Annotated in this window: 11 protein-coding genes; 8 read left to right on the forward strand and 3 right to left on the reverse strand. The window is 71.1% G+C overall.

Annotation, left to right across the window (positions count from 1 at the left end; all coding sequences use genetic code 11):
- The first annotated feature begins 1 nt into the window (after position 1).
- From ACTWPV_RS20860 to ACTWPV_RS20895, 8 genes are all read left to right on the forward strand, one after another.
- Positions 2–1726: a PspC domain-containing protein gene (locus ACTWPV_RS20860; RefSeq protein ID WP_443153072.1), complete on the forward strand. Its 1725-nt coding sequence runs from the start codon at positions 2–4 to the stop codon at positions 1724–1726.
- Positions 1716–1919 carry a hypothetical protein gene (locus ACTWPV_RS20865; RefSeq protein ID WP_347616678.1) on the forward strand — a complete coding sequence of 68 codons (204 nt, stop codon included), beginning with the start codon at positions 1716–1718 and terminating at the stop codon, positions 1917–1919. Before ACTWPV_RS20860 ends, ACTWPV_RS20865 begins: the two co-directional genes overlap by 11 nt.
- Positions 1920–1990: 71 nt before the next feature.
- Positions 1991–2473, forward strand: coding sequence for a (2Fe-2S)-binding protein (locus tag ACTWPV_RS20870; RefSeq protein WP_347646596.1), 483 nt, complete (start codon positions 1991–1993; stop codon positions 2471–2473).
- Entirely contained in the window at positions 2470–4884 is a 2415-nt protein-coding gene (locus ACTWPV_RS20875; protein WP_347646595.1) for a xanthine dehydrogenase family protein molybdopterin-binding subunit, read from the forward strand. The genes ACTWPV_RS20870 and ACTWPV_RS20875 overlap by 4 nt, the downstream gene beginning before the upstream one ends.
- Positions 4881–5735: an FAD binding domain-containing protein gene (locus ACTWPV_RS20880; protein ID WP_347646594.1), complete on the forward strand. Its 855-nt coding sequence runs from the start codon at positions 4881–4883 to the stop codon at positions 5733–5735. The genes ACTWPV_RS20875 and ACTWPV_RS20880 overlap by 4 nt, the downstream gene beginning before the upstream one ends.
- A gap of 69 nt (positions 5736–5804) precedes the next feature.
- The gene (locus tag ACTWPV_RS20885; protein WP_443153073.1) at positions 5805–6506 is read left to right on the forward strand and encodes an SRPBCC family protein; all 702 of its coding nucleotides are present in this window, start codon (positions 5805–5807) and stop codon (positions 6504–6506) included.
- An 87-nt stretch (positions 6507–6593) separates the two neighbouring features.
- Positions 6594–9224 carry a bifunctional glycosyltransferase/CDP-glycerol:glycerophosphate glycerophosphotransferase gene (locus ACTWPV_RS20890; RefSeq protein WP_443153074.1) on the forward strand — a complete coding sequence of 877 codons (2631 nt, stop codon included), beginning with the start codon at positions 6594–6596 and terminating at the stop codon, positions 9222–9224.
- The gene (locus ACTWPV_RS20895) at positions 9221–10285 is read left to right on the forward strand and encodes a glycosyltransferase (RefSeq protein WP_443153075.1); all 1065 of its coding nucleotides are present in this window, start codon (positions 9221–9223) and stop codon (positions 10283–10285) included. Before ACTWPV_RS20890 ends, ACTWPV_RS20895 begins: the two co-directional genes overlap by 4 nt.
- 5 nt (positions 10286–10290) lie before the next feature.
- Here the strand turns inward: ACTWPV_RS20895 and ACTWPV_RS20900 are convergent, their stop codons facing one another.
- From ACTWPV_RS20900 to ACTWPV_RS20910, 3 genes are read right to left on the reverse strand one after another with little or no spacing between them, the layout of a single operon-like run.
- On the reverse strand, positions 10291–11331 hold the full coding sequence (locus tag ACTWPV_RS20900) for a sulfotransferase family protein (RefSeq protein ID WP_443153076.1): 1041 nt from the start codon (positions 11329–11331) through the stop codon (positions 10291–10293).
- Between the two features lie 21 nt (positions 11332–11352).
- Positions 11353–12198 carry a CDP-alcohol phosphatidyltransferase family protein gene (locus tag ACTWPV_RS20905; protein ID WP_443153077.1) on the reverse strand — a complete coding sequence of 282 codons (846 nt, stop codon included), beginning with the start codon at positions 12196–12198 and terminating at the stop codon, positions 11353–11355.
- Positions 12199–12246: 48 nt separating this feature from the next.
- The gene (locus ACTWPV_RS20910; RefSeq protein ID WP_443153078.1) at positions 12247–13689 is read right to left on the reverse strand and encodes a glycosyltransferase family 2 protein; all 1443 of its coding nucleotides are present in this window, start codon (positions 13687–13689) and stop codon (positions 12247–12249) included.
- Positions 13690–13815 lie beyond the last annotated feature (126 nt).

The following is a 13815-nucleotide window of genomic DNA, read 5'->3' on the forward strand; positions in this document are numbered from 1 at the left end:
CATGACAGAAGCTCCGCCCAGGGAACCGGCCGCTCCTCACCGTGTGCTGCGACGCAGCAGCGAGGGGCGCTTCCTCATGGGAGTCTGCGCGGGCCTCGGGCGGCACACCGGCATCGACCCCGTGGTGTTCCGCGTGGGCTTCGCGGTGCTGATGCTCGGCTCTGGCATCGGCCTGTTCCTCTACATCGCGGCGTTCCTGCTGATGAAGGAGCCGAACGGCAAGCCCGGCCTCATCGAGCAGTGGACCCGCCGCGACTTCGACGCCGACGCCGTGATGGCGCTGCTGGCCGCGGTGCTGGCGTGCGGCCTGGGGATCAACATGGCGACGGTGTGGCTGGACGTGGGCACGCTCGTGGTGGGCGTGTTCCTGGCCGTGTCGCTGCTGGCCGCGCACGCGAGCGGGGTCGACCTGCTGGGGCTGGCCCGGTCGATGCCCGAGCGGCTCAGCAGGCGCAGGACCGGCGACGGGCGACCGGCGCCGTCCTACACGCCTCCCAGGCCGACGTCTCCGGTACGCCCGCAGTCCGCGGCCACCGGCCTGGGCGAGCCCGCGCGGACGTCGTCGCCGGCATCGTCCCGGGAAGAGGCGGCCGACCAGACCCAGCGGGCGGCCGGCGGCCAGGCTCAGGAGGCGCCCGGCCAGGCGCAGGAGGCCGCCGGTCATTCGATCCGGCGGCCGTACGCCGAGCCGGCGCAGGAGACAGGCCACCGGCCGGTCCAGGAACCGGTACACGAGACGACCCGCCATCCGGTCCAGGAACCGGCGCAGGAGACGACCCGCCGACCGGCCCACGAGCCGACCCGGGAGTTCACCGGGCTGGTGAGCGAGAACGCTCAGGAACCGCCGCCCGCCGGACCTGCCCGGGGGCACGACGCCGTCGAGCCGGATGCGGCCCTCGGCGACGCGGTGACGGCGGAGCACGCCGTGCCCCCGTACCAGCCGCCCGCCCACGGGCGGCGGCAGCCGCGAACGGCCGCCTACGGCGACCCGTTCGCCCCCAACGGCCCCTACCAGCCGCTCGATCCGGCCAGGAGAGCCGGCGGCTACTCGCCGTACGATCCGGCTCTGTACGCCCGCCCGGCCCCCGCGGAACGGCCCAGGCCGGCACGCCGCCCGAAGTCGTTCATCGGCGTCTTCACCCTGTTGCTGGCTTTCATCATTGGAGGAATCGTCATGGCGGCCCAGGCCAGGACGGTCACTGGCGTGAGCCCGACCATCGTCGGCGGCGCCATGCTCATCACCATCGGCGCCGGGCTGCTGATCGCCGCCTGGTGGGGGCGGGGCGCCGGGCTGGTCGCCGCTGGTACGTTCGTCGCGCTGCTCGTGGGCACGGGGCTGATGCTGGGCGGTGTGCCGAGCAATGTCGGATCGTCGGAATGGACCCCGGCCAGCGTCGCGGAGGCGAGCCGGCACTATGACGCCGGGCTCGGCGACGGCAGGCTCGACCTGTCGGAGCTGGAGCTGGCGCCGGGGTCGACGACGACGTTCACCGCCTCGGTCAAGGCGGGCGAGCTGGTGGTGATCGTGCCACCGACGGCGAGAGTGGAGGTGCGTGCCTCCAACAAGGTCGGCGACATCACGCTGGACCAGTCGGTCCAGGGCGGAGTGGATGTGCGGGTGAACGAAGTGCTGCAACCCGAGGTGAAACCGGACGGCGAGCCCGCCACCCTCGTGCTCGATCTGCGCAGCGGCGTCGGCGACATCGAGGTGCGACGTGGCGCGTGACGTCGAGCGGCCGCGCCGCGTGCACAGGACGGACTGGATGGCCCTGCTCAGCGGCGTGCTTTTTGTCGTTTTGGGTATTTTGGTGGTGACAAGGGCGATCACGGATTGGCTGGTTCTCTGGGGTGTGATGGTGCTGGGATTGGCGTTCGCGGGGCTGGTGGCGATCATCGCCAAAGGGCTGCGCGGCAAGTAGACCTTGACCCGGAATAACACCGGCGTACGTTCGGAGTGTCCGCCTTTCCCCCTGCTCCTGAGGGAGGACGTATGCCCCGAATCACCGTCACCGTCGACGGGATCACCTACGAGGAGGACGTCGAACCGCGGCTCCTGCTCGTCCACCTGCTGAGAGACCGGCTCGGCAAAACCGGCACACCGGTCGGCTGCGACACGAGCAACTGCGGCGCCTGCACGGTCATGCTCGACGGCAAGAGCGTGAAGAGCTGCTCGGTGCTGGCCGTCCAGGCCGACGGCGGCGACGTCGTCACCATCGAGGGCCTCGGCGCCGACGGGTCGATGCACCCGATGCAGCGGGCTTTCCACGAAGAGCACGCGCTGCAGTGCGGATACTGCACGCCCGGCATGGTCATGGCCTCGATCGACCTGCTCAGAGACGATCCCGACCCGTCGGAGGAGACGATCAGGGAGGGCCTCGAGGGCAACCTGTGCCGCTGCACCGGCTACTGCAACATCGTCCGCGCCGTACGGAGGGGCGCGCAGGAGATGGGGCAGGCGGTGAGTTCGCAATGACGGAGATGGACGCCGGCCTGGTCGCCGAGCAGATCGCCCGGAGCGACCAGCTCAACGAGCCGACCGACCGCTCCGAGGTGGGCAGGCCGCGGCGGCGCAAAGAGGACACGAGGCTGCTCACGGGGCGGACGCAGTGGACGGACAACCTCTCGCGCCCCGGCATGCTGCACGTGATGTACCTGCGCAGCCCGATGGCGCACGCCAGGATCACCAGGGTCGACGTATCGGGGGCGCGTGACCTGCCGGGGGTCGTGGCGGCGTACAGCGGGGAGGATTTCGCCGCCGAGCAGGGCAGCCTGCCGTGCGCCTGGCCGGTGAGCGACGACATCGTCATCCCCGACCACCCGCCGATGGCCGTGTCCGAGGTGCGCTACGTCGGCGAGGCCGTGGCCTGCGTGGTCGCGACCGACCGCTACCGCGCCGCCGACGCGCTCGACGCCATCGAGGTCGACTACGAGCCGCTGCCTGCCGTGCTCGACATGAACGAAGCCCTCGCCGACGGCAGCCCGAAGGTGCACGAGGCGGGCAACAAGGCGTTCAGCGCGAAGATCACGTCGGGCGACCTCGACGCCGCGTTCGAGGGCGCTCCCGTCGTCATCGACCGCACGTACGTGCAGCAGCGGCTCATCCCGAGCGCGATGGAGCCGCGGGCGGTGCTGGCCGACACCGACGGCGAGTCGTTCACGCTCTGGACGTCCACGCAGATCCCGCACGTCCTCCGGGTCATGCTGGCCATGGTGACCGGCGTCCCCGAGCACCGGATCCGCGTGATCGCGCCCGACGTGGGCGGCGGGTTCGGCTCGAAGTTGCAGGTCACCGCGGAGGAGGTGCTGGGCCTGCTGCTCACGCGCAAGCTCGGCAAGCCGGTCAAGTGGACCGAGTCCCGCTCCGAGGGCAACCTGACCGTGCACCACGGCCGCGACCAGATCCAGCACATCAGGCTGGCCGCCGACGCAGACGGGCGCATCAGAGGGCTGCAGGTCGACCTGCTGGCCGACATGGGCGCCTACCTGATGCTGGTGACGCCGGGCATCCCGATGCTGGGCGCGTCGATGTTCAACGCGATCTACAAGATGGACGCGTACGAGTTCGCCTGCACGGGCGTGTTCACCACCAAGATGCCCACCGACGCGTACCGAGGCGCGGGCCGCCCGGAGGCCACGTTCGCCATCGAGCGGATGATGGACGAGCTCGCCGCCGAGCTGCGCATGGACCCGGTGGAGGTGCGCAGGCGCAACTGGATCAGGCACGAGGAGTTCCCGTACACGACGATCTCGGGCCTGACGTACGACTCGGGCAACTACGAGGCGGCCACGGACAGGGCGCTGGCGTTGTTCGGCTACGACAAGCTGCGGGCCGAGCAGTCCGACCGGCGTGACAGGGGCGACCCGGTGCAGCTCGGCATCGGCGTCAGCACGTACACCGAGATGTGCGGACTGGCGCCGTCGAGGATGCTCGGCGAGGCCAACTACGGCGCGGGCGGCTGGGAGCACGGCGCGGTGCGCATGCTGCCCACGGGCAAGGTCGAGGTCATCACCGGCACCTCGCCGCACGGGCAGGGCCACGTGACGTCGTGGAGCCAGATCGCGGCCGACGCGCTCGGCGTGCCGTTCGAGGACGTCACGGTGTTGCACGGCGACACGGCGATCGCCCACAAGGGCATGGACACCTACGGCTCCCGCTCGCTGGTCATCGGCGGCGTCGCGGTGCTGAAGGCGTGCGACAAGGTCAAGGACAAGGCCCGCAAGCTGGCCGCGCACGTGCTGGAGTGCTCGCCGGACGACCTGGAGTTCGAGGCCGGGGCGTTCAAGGTGCGGGGCACCGAGTCTCAGCGGACGATCCAGGAGCTGGCCCTGGCCGCGTTCACGGCGCACGACCTGCCCGACGGGGTGGAGGCGCGGCTCGACTCCGAGGCCACGTTCGATCCGGAGAACTACTCCTTCCCGCACGGCACCCACCTGTGCGCGGTGGAGGTGGACACGGAGACGGGCATGGTGAAGATCCGCTCGTACGTGGCGGTCGACGACGTCGGCAAGGTCGTCAACCCGCTGATCGTGGAGGGCCAGGTGCACGGCGGCATCGCGCAGGGCATCGCGCAGGCGCTGTTCGAGGAGGCCGTCTACGACGCCGACGGCAACCTGCTGACCACCACGATGGCCGACTATCTGCTCCCGTCGGCGGCGGACCTGCCGGGCTTCACCCTCGACCGCACAGAGACGCCGGCGACCAGCAACCCGCTGGGCGTCAAGGGCGTCGGCGAGGCGGGCACGATCGCCTCGACCCCGGCCGTGGTGAACGCCGTCGTGGACGCCCTGCGCCCGCGCGGCGTGCACGACGTACGGATGCCGTGCACGCCGGAACGCATCTGGCGGGTCCTCAACGACGGCGCGCAGGAAGGAGCACGGCCATGATCCCCGCGCAGTTCGACTACGCCCGGCCCGCCTCGCTGGAGGAGGCCTGCCAGGCGCTCGCCTCCGACGAGGAAGCCAAGGTGCTGGCGGGCGGCCAGTCGCTGCTGCCGCTGCTGCGGATGCGGCTGGCGTACCCGTCGACGCTGGTGGACGTCGGCCGGCTGCCGGATCTGAAGGGCGTGCACGACCGCGGCGACCACGTCTTCATCGGCGCGATGACCACGCACGACGAGGTCGTGCGCTCCGACGTGGTCACCGCGGGCTGCCCGCTGGTGGCGCTGGCCACGGCCATGGTGGCCGACCGGGCGATCCGGCACCGGGGCACGTTCGGCGGCTCGCTGGCGCACGCCGACCCGGCGGGCGACCTGCCGGCCGTGGTGCTGGCGCTGGACGGCGTGCTCGTGGCCAGGTCGGCGGAGGGTGAGCGGGAGATCCCCGCCGCCGGCTTCTTCGTCGACTACCTGGAGTCGGCGCTGGAGCCGGGCGAGATCCTGACCGGGGTGAAGATCCCGAAGCTGGGCGCGGGCTGGGGTTTCCACTACGAGAAGTTCCACAGGACCGCGCAGTCGTGGGCGATCGTCGGGGTGGCGGCGGCGGTCAAGCGTTCCAACGGCGCGATCACCGAGGCCAGGATCGGGCTGACGAACATGGGAGAGAAGCCGCTGCGCGCCCGAGCCACCGAGTCGGCCCTGCGGGGCGTGGAGCTCGGTGACCAGGTGCGCCTGGCGTGCGAGGAGGCGGCCGCCGACACCTCTCCGCCGGCCGACCTGCACGCGCAGCCCGACTACCGGCGGCACCTGGCCAGGGTGCTGACCCATCGGGCGGTACGCGCGGCGGCCGGATCGCCCTGATCTCAAGGGGGCATCCCTTCCGGGGTGCCCCCACCCCGGCGTAGTGTCGCAACGGAGAAGGAGCGGTCGATGGCGATGCGTTTCGAACACGAGTTCACAGTTCCTGTTCCGGTCGAGCAGGCCTGGGCGGTGCTGCTCGACGTCGAGCGGGTCGCTCCGTGCCTGCCGGGGGCGAGCCTGGACGTCTTCGAGGGCGACGAGTTCACCGGCAGGATGAAGGTCAAGGTCGGCCCGATCACGGTGACGTACAAGGGCTCGGCCGCGTTCGAGGAAGTGGACAAAGACTCCCACACGCTGACGCTCAAGGCGTCGGGCAAGGAGTCGAGAGGGCCGGGCACGGCCTCCGCCACGGTCAAGGCGCGGATGACGCCGCGCGAAGGGGCCACGGCGGTGGCCGTGGAGACGACGTTCAACGTGACCGGCCGGCCGGCCCAGTTCGGGCGGGGCGTGATGGCCGAGGTCGGCGCCAAGCTCATCGACAGGTTCGCCGAGAACCTGGCCGCGCTGCTGTCCGAGTCGACCGTCGAGCCCGCCCCTCCGCAGGAGGAGGATCGGCCTGTCGCGGCGGTGCCGGAGCCCGGTGAACCCGAGGAGATCCGGCAGGAGGTGCGGCCCGTTGGCACGTTGCGCACGTCGCGCACGGCCGACGAGGAGGCGCTCGACCTGCTGGAGATCGCCGGGCAACCGCTGCTCAAGCGGCTGGCGCCGATCGCGGGCGCGGTCGCGGCGCTGCTGGTCATACTCTGGGTGATTCGTCGGCTTATGCGCTGATTTTTGGGCAAATATTTGATCAACTCCTGACGCTTCCCCTCCGGCAGGGGCAGCCATCCCCGCAGAGGACTACTGGGGGGACTCGGCATGCCGGACTGCACCGTCGTCGTCATCACGTACAACGACGCGGCCCGCCTGCCCAGGGCCGTACGCTCCGTGCTCGGACAGTCGCTGCGCGACCTGGAGGTGATCATCTCCGACGACGCCAGCACGGACGGCACGCCGGAGGTGGCGGCACGGCTCGTGGCCGGCGACCCCCGGGTCCGCTACCTGCGCAGGCGGCACAACAGCGGCGGGTGCGGGGCCCCGCGCAACGACGGCATCGACGCGGCGACCGCGCCGTACGTCATGTTCCTCGACAGCGACGACGAGCTGCCCCGGCACGCGTGCAAGAGCCTGCTCACCGAGATCGAGCGCACCGGCGCCGACTTCGTGTCGGGGCAGATCTCGCGTCTGTACGAGCGGACCGGACGCCTGCAGCCGTACTACCCGTGGTTGTTCGCCCGGCGGCGGGAGGTCGAGGGCATCCGCGAGGAGCCCGCGTTGTTCCTCGACAGCTTCACCACCAACAAGATCTACGACCTGAGCCGGCTGCGCGCCGCCCGGCTGCGTTTCCCCGAGGACATCCACTACGAGGACCACGTCTTCGCCGCCGAGTTGTACGCGCTGTCACGCAGGTTCGCCGTCGTGCCGTGGACGGTCTACCACTGGCACAGGGCGCCGACGAACGAGTCGATCTCGCTGAGCATCGACGACCTGGACAACGTGCGCCAGCGGGTCACGGCCGCCCGGATGAGCGACGACGCCCTGCGCCGGCACGGGGCCGGCGACCTGGTGCCGCACCGCCAGCGCCGCTTCCTCCGCCAGGACCTGCGCGTCTACCTCAACCCGCTGCCGTCCCGCGACCTGGTATGGATCAAGGAGTTCGCCTCCATCGTGCGGCCGTACCTGGAGGAGATCCCCGGGGACGCGCTGGACGAGATGGCGCCCCTCGACCGGGTCTGCTGCCGGCTCATCCTGGACGACCGGATCGAGGACCTGCGGATCGCGGCGGGCTCGCTCACCGGGCCGAGAGCCGCCCCCAGGGCCGCCGTCCAGCACGACGGGCGGACGTACTGGGGCACCACGGTCTCGCCCGGCATGGACATCACCCGGCTGCGCCTGGCGGAGCTGCCCTACTCGGCGTCCAGGCTGCGGCACGAGGCGACCGCCCTGTCCTCGGACGGCGAGCGCGTACGGATGACCGTGCGCAGCTACGACCCGTTCGGCAAGCTGCCGCTGGAGTGGAAGGCGTTCCTGCAGCTCGGCGGGAAACGCGTCCCCATCACGCCGCGGCCGTCCGGCGACGGCGGGTACGTCAGCGAGGTCGTCTTCACGCCCACCGGCAAGTGCGATCCGCGCATCGGCTTCACCAGGACCTCCGACGGGCACACCACGACCGACCGGATCATCGTCGACCCGCGCACCGAGCCCATCGAGCTGCCCGGCCGCACGGTGAAGGCGGAGGGCCGCGCCGCGTACCTGTGCGTGCGTCCCGTGGCCGGGCCGCGGCCCGTGTGGGAGCGGGTCAAGCGGCGCCTGCTCAGGCGGTACAGCACGCCGCGGAACAAGCTGCGGGCGTACAAGGTGCTGATCCGCGTGTTGCCGAGGCGCGGGGACCTCGCGCTGTTCGAGTCGGACGTCGGGAAGGGCTACAGCGGCAGCCCGCGGGCCCTGCACGAGGAGGTGCGGCGGCGCGGGCTGCCGATCGAGGTGGTCTGGTCGGCGGCGAAGGGGCGCGGCGGGTTTCCCCAAGGCGTGCGGCGGGTGCGCAGGGGCAGCTGGCGTTACGTCTGGACGATGGCGCGCGCGGGGATCTGGGTGGACAGCCACGGGTTCCCGCTCGACTACCCGAAGCCGCGCGGCACCCGCTACCTGCAGACCTGGCACGGGCAGGGGATCAAGTCGATCGGCTTCGACGCGCCCGACCTGCGCGGTGACTTCGACCGGCCGCGGGCACGGTGGCGGGCCGCGGTCGCCCGGTGGGACGCGCTGGTGTCGCCGAGCGCGGAGTTCTCGCGGGTGTTCCTGCCGTCCAACGGCTACACGGGCAAGGTCTACCGCTGCGGGACCCCCCGCTGCGACGCCCTCGTACGCGGGGAGGGCGCGCGCGACGTGCGGGAGCGGCTGGAGATCCCGCCCGGCAGGAAGATCCTGCTGTACGCGCCCACCTACCGGGACCGGGCCAAGGGCAGCGGCCGGTCGGTGCGCGTGGACCTGGAACTCATGGCCGACGAGCTGGCCGGCGAGTGGGTCGTCGTCCTGCGCACCCATCCGGTCGAGCGATATCGCGTGCCCGAGCACCTGCTGCACTTCGTCCGCACCGCCGGGTCCTACCCGGAGATCAACGACCTGATGCCCGCCTCGGACGCGCTGCTGACGGACTACTCCTCGGTGATGTGCGACTACGCGCTCACGGGCAAGCCGATGGTGTTCTTCATCGACGACTGGGACGACTACCGGCTTTCGGAGCGCGGCGTCTACCACGACCTCCCGGCCATCGCGCCGGGACCGTGCGTGACGACCACCGAGGACCTCGTGGCCGCGATCAAAGACCTGCCCGCCCGGCACGCGGCCTGCGCCGAGCGGTACGCCGCCTTCCGCGAGCTCTGGTGCGCCGACGAGCACGGCGACGCCGCCGCCAGGATCGTGGCCGACTTCTTCGAGGGCGCCCATTGAGCGTCGTCTTCGCCTGCCTCGACGCCGACTCCCTCGGCGGCGTCCAGCAGGTGACGCACACCCTCGCGCAGGGGCTGGCCGGCCGGGGCCACGAGGTGCACGTGATCGGCCTGCACCGCCCCGCCGCCCCCTTCCGGTATGTGCACCGGCCGCTCTACCACCACCACGTGATCAGCCGCCGGCCCGTGGACACGGCCGGACGCCTGGCCCGCAGGCGGGTCGACAGGAAGCTGAAGGAACTGCTCGAAACGATCCGGCCGGGGTACGCGGTGATGACCTCGCCCTCGGCGGTGGCCAGGATCGCGGGGCTGCTGCCGCCGGCGTTCCGGCCCATCGGGCAGTACCACGGCTCCTACGACCACGCCCGCGGCTGCTGGCACCTGGCCTCGATCAGGAGGCACTACCCCCGGCTCGACCAGGCGGTGTTCCTCAGCGAGGACGACGCGTGGCGGTTCTCGGAGCACGCGCTGCTGCCCAACACGTGGAGCCTGCCGAACCCCCTGGCGGCCTGGCCGGAGGAGACGTCCGCGCTCGACTCGCCGCGGGTGCTCGGCGTGGGCAGGCTGGAGGGGGTCAAACGGTTCGACCGGCTGATCACCGCGTTCGCCCGGTCGGGCGCGCCGCCGTCGTGGGAGCTGCACCTGATCGGCGACGGCGGCGAGCTGGCGCGGCTGCGCGAGCGCGCGGCCGGGGAGGGCGTCGGTGACCGGGTGGTCTTCCGCGGGCGGGTGCCCGCCGCGCGCATGCCCGGCGAATATCTCGCGGCCTCGGTTCTCGGCCTGACCAGCGAGCACGAGGGACTGCCCGTCGTGCTGCTGGAGTCGGCGGCGCACGGGGTGCCCGCGGTGGCGTTCGACGTCTCGGGGGGCGTGCGCTCGGCCGGGCCGGTGGCGGTGCCGCCCCGCGACGTCACCGCCTTCGCCTCGGCGCTGGGCCGGCTCGTCCGTTCCACGGAGGAGCGGCGCCGCGCGGGCGCCGCCGCCCGCGCACGGGCCGAGGCCTTCCGCCTCGACCCCGTGCTGGACCGCTGGGAGTCGATGTTCGCCCACATCGACCGCTGAGGCGGCTACACCGCCGGTTCGGCCAGCTCCGGGCGCTGTTGCGGCACGCCCGCGAGCGAGCACTGGCCCGAGGTGAGCATCGCGGCCACCGGGCTCGGCTCGCGCAGCCGGTTCAGCCGGTCTCGCATGGCCTTGCGCATGCGGCTGGCCTTACGCTTCTGCATCGTCTTCTGGCAGGCGACCACGTGCTCCTTGGTGGGCTTGGGCGCGCCGGTGAGCTCGTACCCCATGGACTCCAGGCGGTCGCCGAGCATGTGCTCGCACAACGAGATCTCCCAGTCCTCCAGCCGGTTCGCCCAGCTGCCCACGCGGCTGCGCAGGACGTCGCTGTGCGTGTTGCTGTGCCAGACCTTGTGCTGCGGCACCGCCACCTGGGCCGCCTCGCGCGGGGAGACCATCGACGGGGCGAAGTCCTCCTCCAGGAAGTGGCAGAGCTTCTTCAGCTCGGTCGCCGGGTCGTCCGTGAGGTCCTCGTAGCGCAGCTCGTAGTACGTGTCCTCGGGCAGGGTCCGGCGCAGCCGGCCGCCCGCGTCGATGGCCTCGGCCCAGGTGGACACGGCGTGGAAGGAGTCCAGGTTGTACCAGGGCATCTCCTTCAGCGAGGACACGCAGTCGCGGCCGTCCCTGATCAGGTGGATGAACTGGGCGTCGGGGAAGAGCCGCAGCAGCATGTCGACCTGCTTGACGTAGCTCGGTCGCTTGTCGCCCCAGCGGGGCTTGTCGAAGCGGTCGGCGTACATGCGGAAGGCCGTGCCGATCACCGATCCGAGCGAGCCCGGGCCCTCCACGCACTGCCGGACGAACTCGTCCTTGTCGATCTTGAGCTCGCGGAACTTGGTGCTGCGTTCGGTCGCGATCCACTGGGCGAAGGCGCGCCGGCGCTGGGTGACCCGCAGGTCGCCCCAGGTGCGCCGGCGGTGGTAGGCGGGAACGAGGAAGCGCGTCTCCGGAGGCACCGCCATGCGCGGGTGCGAGTGGAGCATGAGCTGGAGCATCGTGGTGCCAGACCGCGGGCATCCGATGACGAAGACTGGCCGGTCGGACATTGCGTTGTAACCCCCGAAAACTTAGACGAGAACGTGCTCTCGGCTCTCCTGAGAGGAGGCCGCGCCGTGCCTGCGCGTGAAGAGCCACAGCCGGTAGACGAGGAAGACCTCGTTGGCCAGCAGCAGAACCCCCGACATCGCGGCGAGCGGGATCAGCGCCCATGCCCCCGCAAGAGGCGCGACCACGAACACCGCCGCATGGAACTCGATGCCGCTGATCAGGTGCGAGCGCACCCTGTGGCGGGCCAGGAACCTGTTGAGCCGTCGCGGAAAGCTGCGCCGCCGGGGCCCCCGCCCCAGCGCCACCCGATCCTGCGGCTCCTGCAGCTCCTGGTCGAAAGGATCCTGGTCGAAGGGCTCATGCTCGTCGCCGGGCTCCTGCCGCCCCTCCTTGACCGCCTCGCGCACCCGCTTCATCTGCGGCGCGTTGACGTACCTGAACAGGTCGAGCACGGCCACCGCCGCGCCCAGGACGATGAAGTGCACCTCGCCCGTCAGCGCGTACTGCCCGTACGCCAGCCCTCCGGCGCACAGGACCACCCGGACGCGGTCACCCACGTAGTCGAGCCAGAGCCCGAAGGGCGTGCCGGTGCCCTTGAGCCGGGCGACCTTGCCGTCCACGCAGTCGATCATGAAGCTCAGATAGAACGCGAGAGCGCCCGCCGCGAGCTGGTTCATCGCGAAACAGACGGCCGACACCGCGCCGAGGACCAGGGAGAACACGGTGAGCGCGTTGGGCGTCAGCTGGGTGCGGTTGGCGACGGCCAGCGCGACCCGGCAGGCGGCCGGGTCCACGAAGTACACGGTCCACCAGGAATCTCTCCGCTTGCGTGTCTCGTGGACGTCATCGAGCGAATAGGTCCTCATGGACTCCAGCATGGCCACGCAACGCGCCGGATCGATTACTCTCTGGAACTACTGGGTGGTTTCCATGCCTGTTCTTGACCGTCCCGGCACGGAAAACCGCCACGTGGGCCCGGTGTCGCCGTCCCTGCACAAGCCGGTCATGACCAGACCGCGCAGTTCGGCGCGCACCTCGAGCTTCCAGTTCTTCCCGCCGCCGCCGAGCCGGCGGGGGTCGATGGCGGCGACCACGCCGTGGCGGCCCGAGCGCCGCACCTCCAAGGGCACGCGGCGGCGCCCGTCGCCGAGCCACATGCTGACCCTGGACAGCTTCCTGTCGACGCGGTGGAACGACACGTGCCCCCGCAGCCGGTACTCCGTGCCGGTCCACTCGCACGCGTCGACCCTGGCGACCAGTTTGAGCTCGTCCCGGGCGTCGAAGACCTCGTCGGGGATCCGGAGCCGGCGGTTGCGGAAGAAGGGGTAGTCGCCGTACCAGTTGGTGACGCGCAGGCCGCGCGGCACGATGCGGGTGCTGCCCTCGCGGGCCCTCCGGAACGCGCGCACCTTGCGCAGTTCCGCCACCAGGCCGCGCTTGACCAGGTGCAGCTCCAGGCGGCGCAGCGAGGGCGCGGTGGCCAGTGCCCGCACGCTCAGCTCGGCCAGCCACGCGTGGGCCAGCTCCACCACCGGACCGCACTCGTCGCAGTTCTCCAGCGCCTGGAAGAGGAACAGGATGTCCTTCTCCAGCACCAGCGCGTCGAAGCCGTCGAGCAGTTCCGGCGCACGCTCCTCGAGGAAGGCGCGGACCGCGCGGATGGCCGCGAGGCGCTCGTACAGGTTGTCCGGCTCGGTCCTGCGCTGCGTGATCGACGTCGCCCCCGTCTCGCGCCTGCGCCAGTGGTAGACCACGTCGCCCACCATGTCCACGCTGGTGGCCAGGACGTGCGCCTGCATGGCGACCGGCACGTCCTCGTAGATGCCGGCGGAGAACGCCAGGCCGCAGCGCTCCCAGAAGGCGCGCCGGTAGACCTTGTTCCACACCGTGCGGTCCCTGACGAGCACCGGCTTGTCGGTGATGTGGGTGCACAGCTGCGGTCGCCTGAACACCTTCTCGTGCAGCGTCGACTCCTCCAGCCGGCCGTCCACGAGCCGTCCCACCGCGCCGCACGCGAGGTCGGACCCGGTCTCGGCCAGGCTGCCGACGAGCAGCTCGTACGCGTGCGGCGGCACGACGTCGTCACTGTCGGCGAAGGCGAGATAGGTGCCGCGGGCGTGCCGGATGCCCTCGTTCCGCGCGGGCCCCGGGCCCTGGTTCCGCTGGGTGACGATGACGAAACGTTCGTCGCGGGCGGCGAAGTCCTCGGCCACGCGCCGGCTGCCGTCCTCGGAACCGTCGTCGACGAGGATCACTTCGAAGTCTTCCAGTGTCTGGGCGGCCAGCGACTTCAGGCACTCGGTGATGTACGCCTCCACGTCGTGAAACGGGACGACGACGCTGAGCAGGGGGATCATGACGATTGCTCCTTGCTTCCTGGACCCGGCTCGAAAGGACAGGTCGAGGGCAGCATGCCGTGGCCGCCGGGCCGGATCCGCATCCCTGATCAGCTCTTTACCTGACGCACAATCGGCTACGTTGTG

This window comes from Nonomuraea sp. KM88 (assembly GCF_052245635.1).
Taxonomy (GTDB): Bacteria; Actinomycetota; Actinomycetes; order Streptosporangiales; family Streptosporangiaceae; genus Nonomuraea.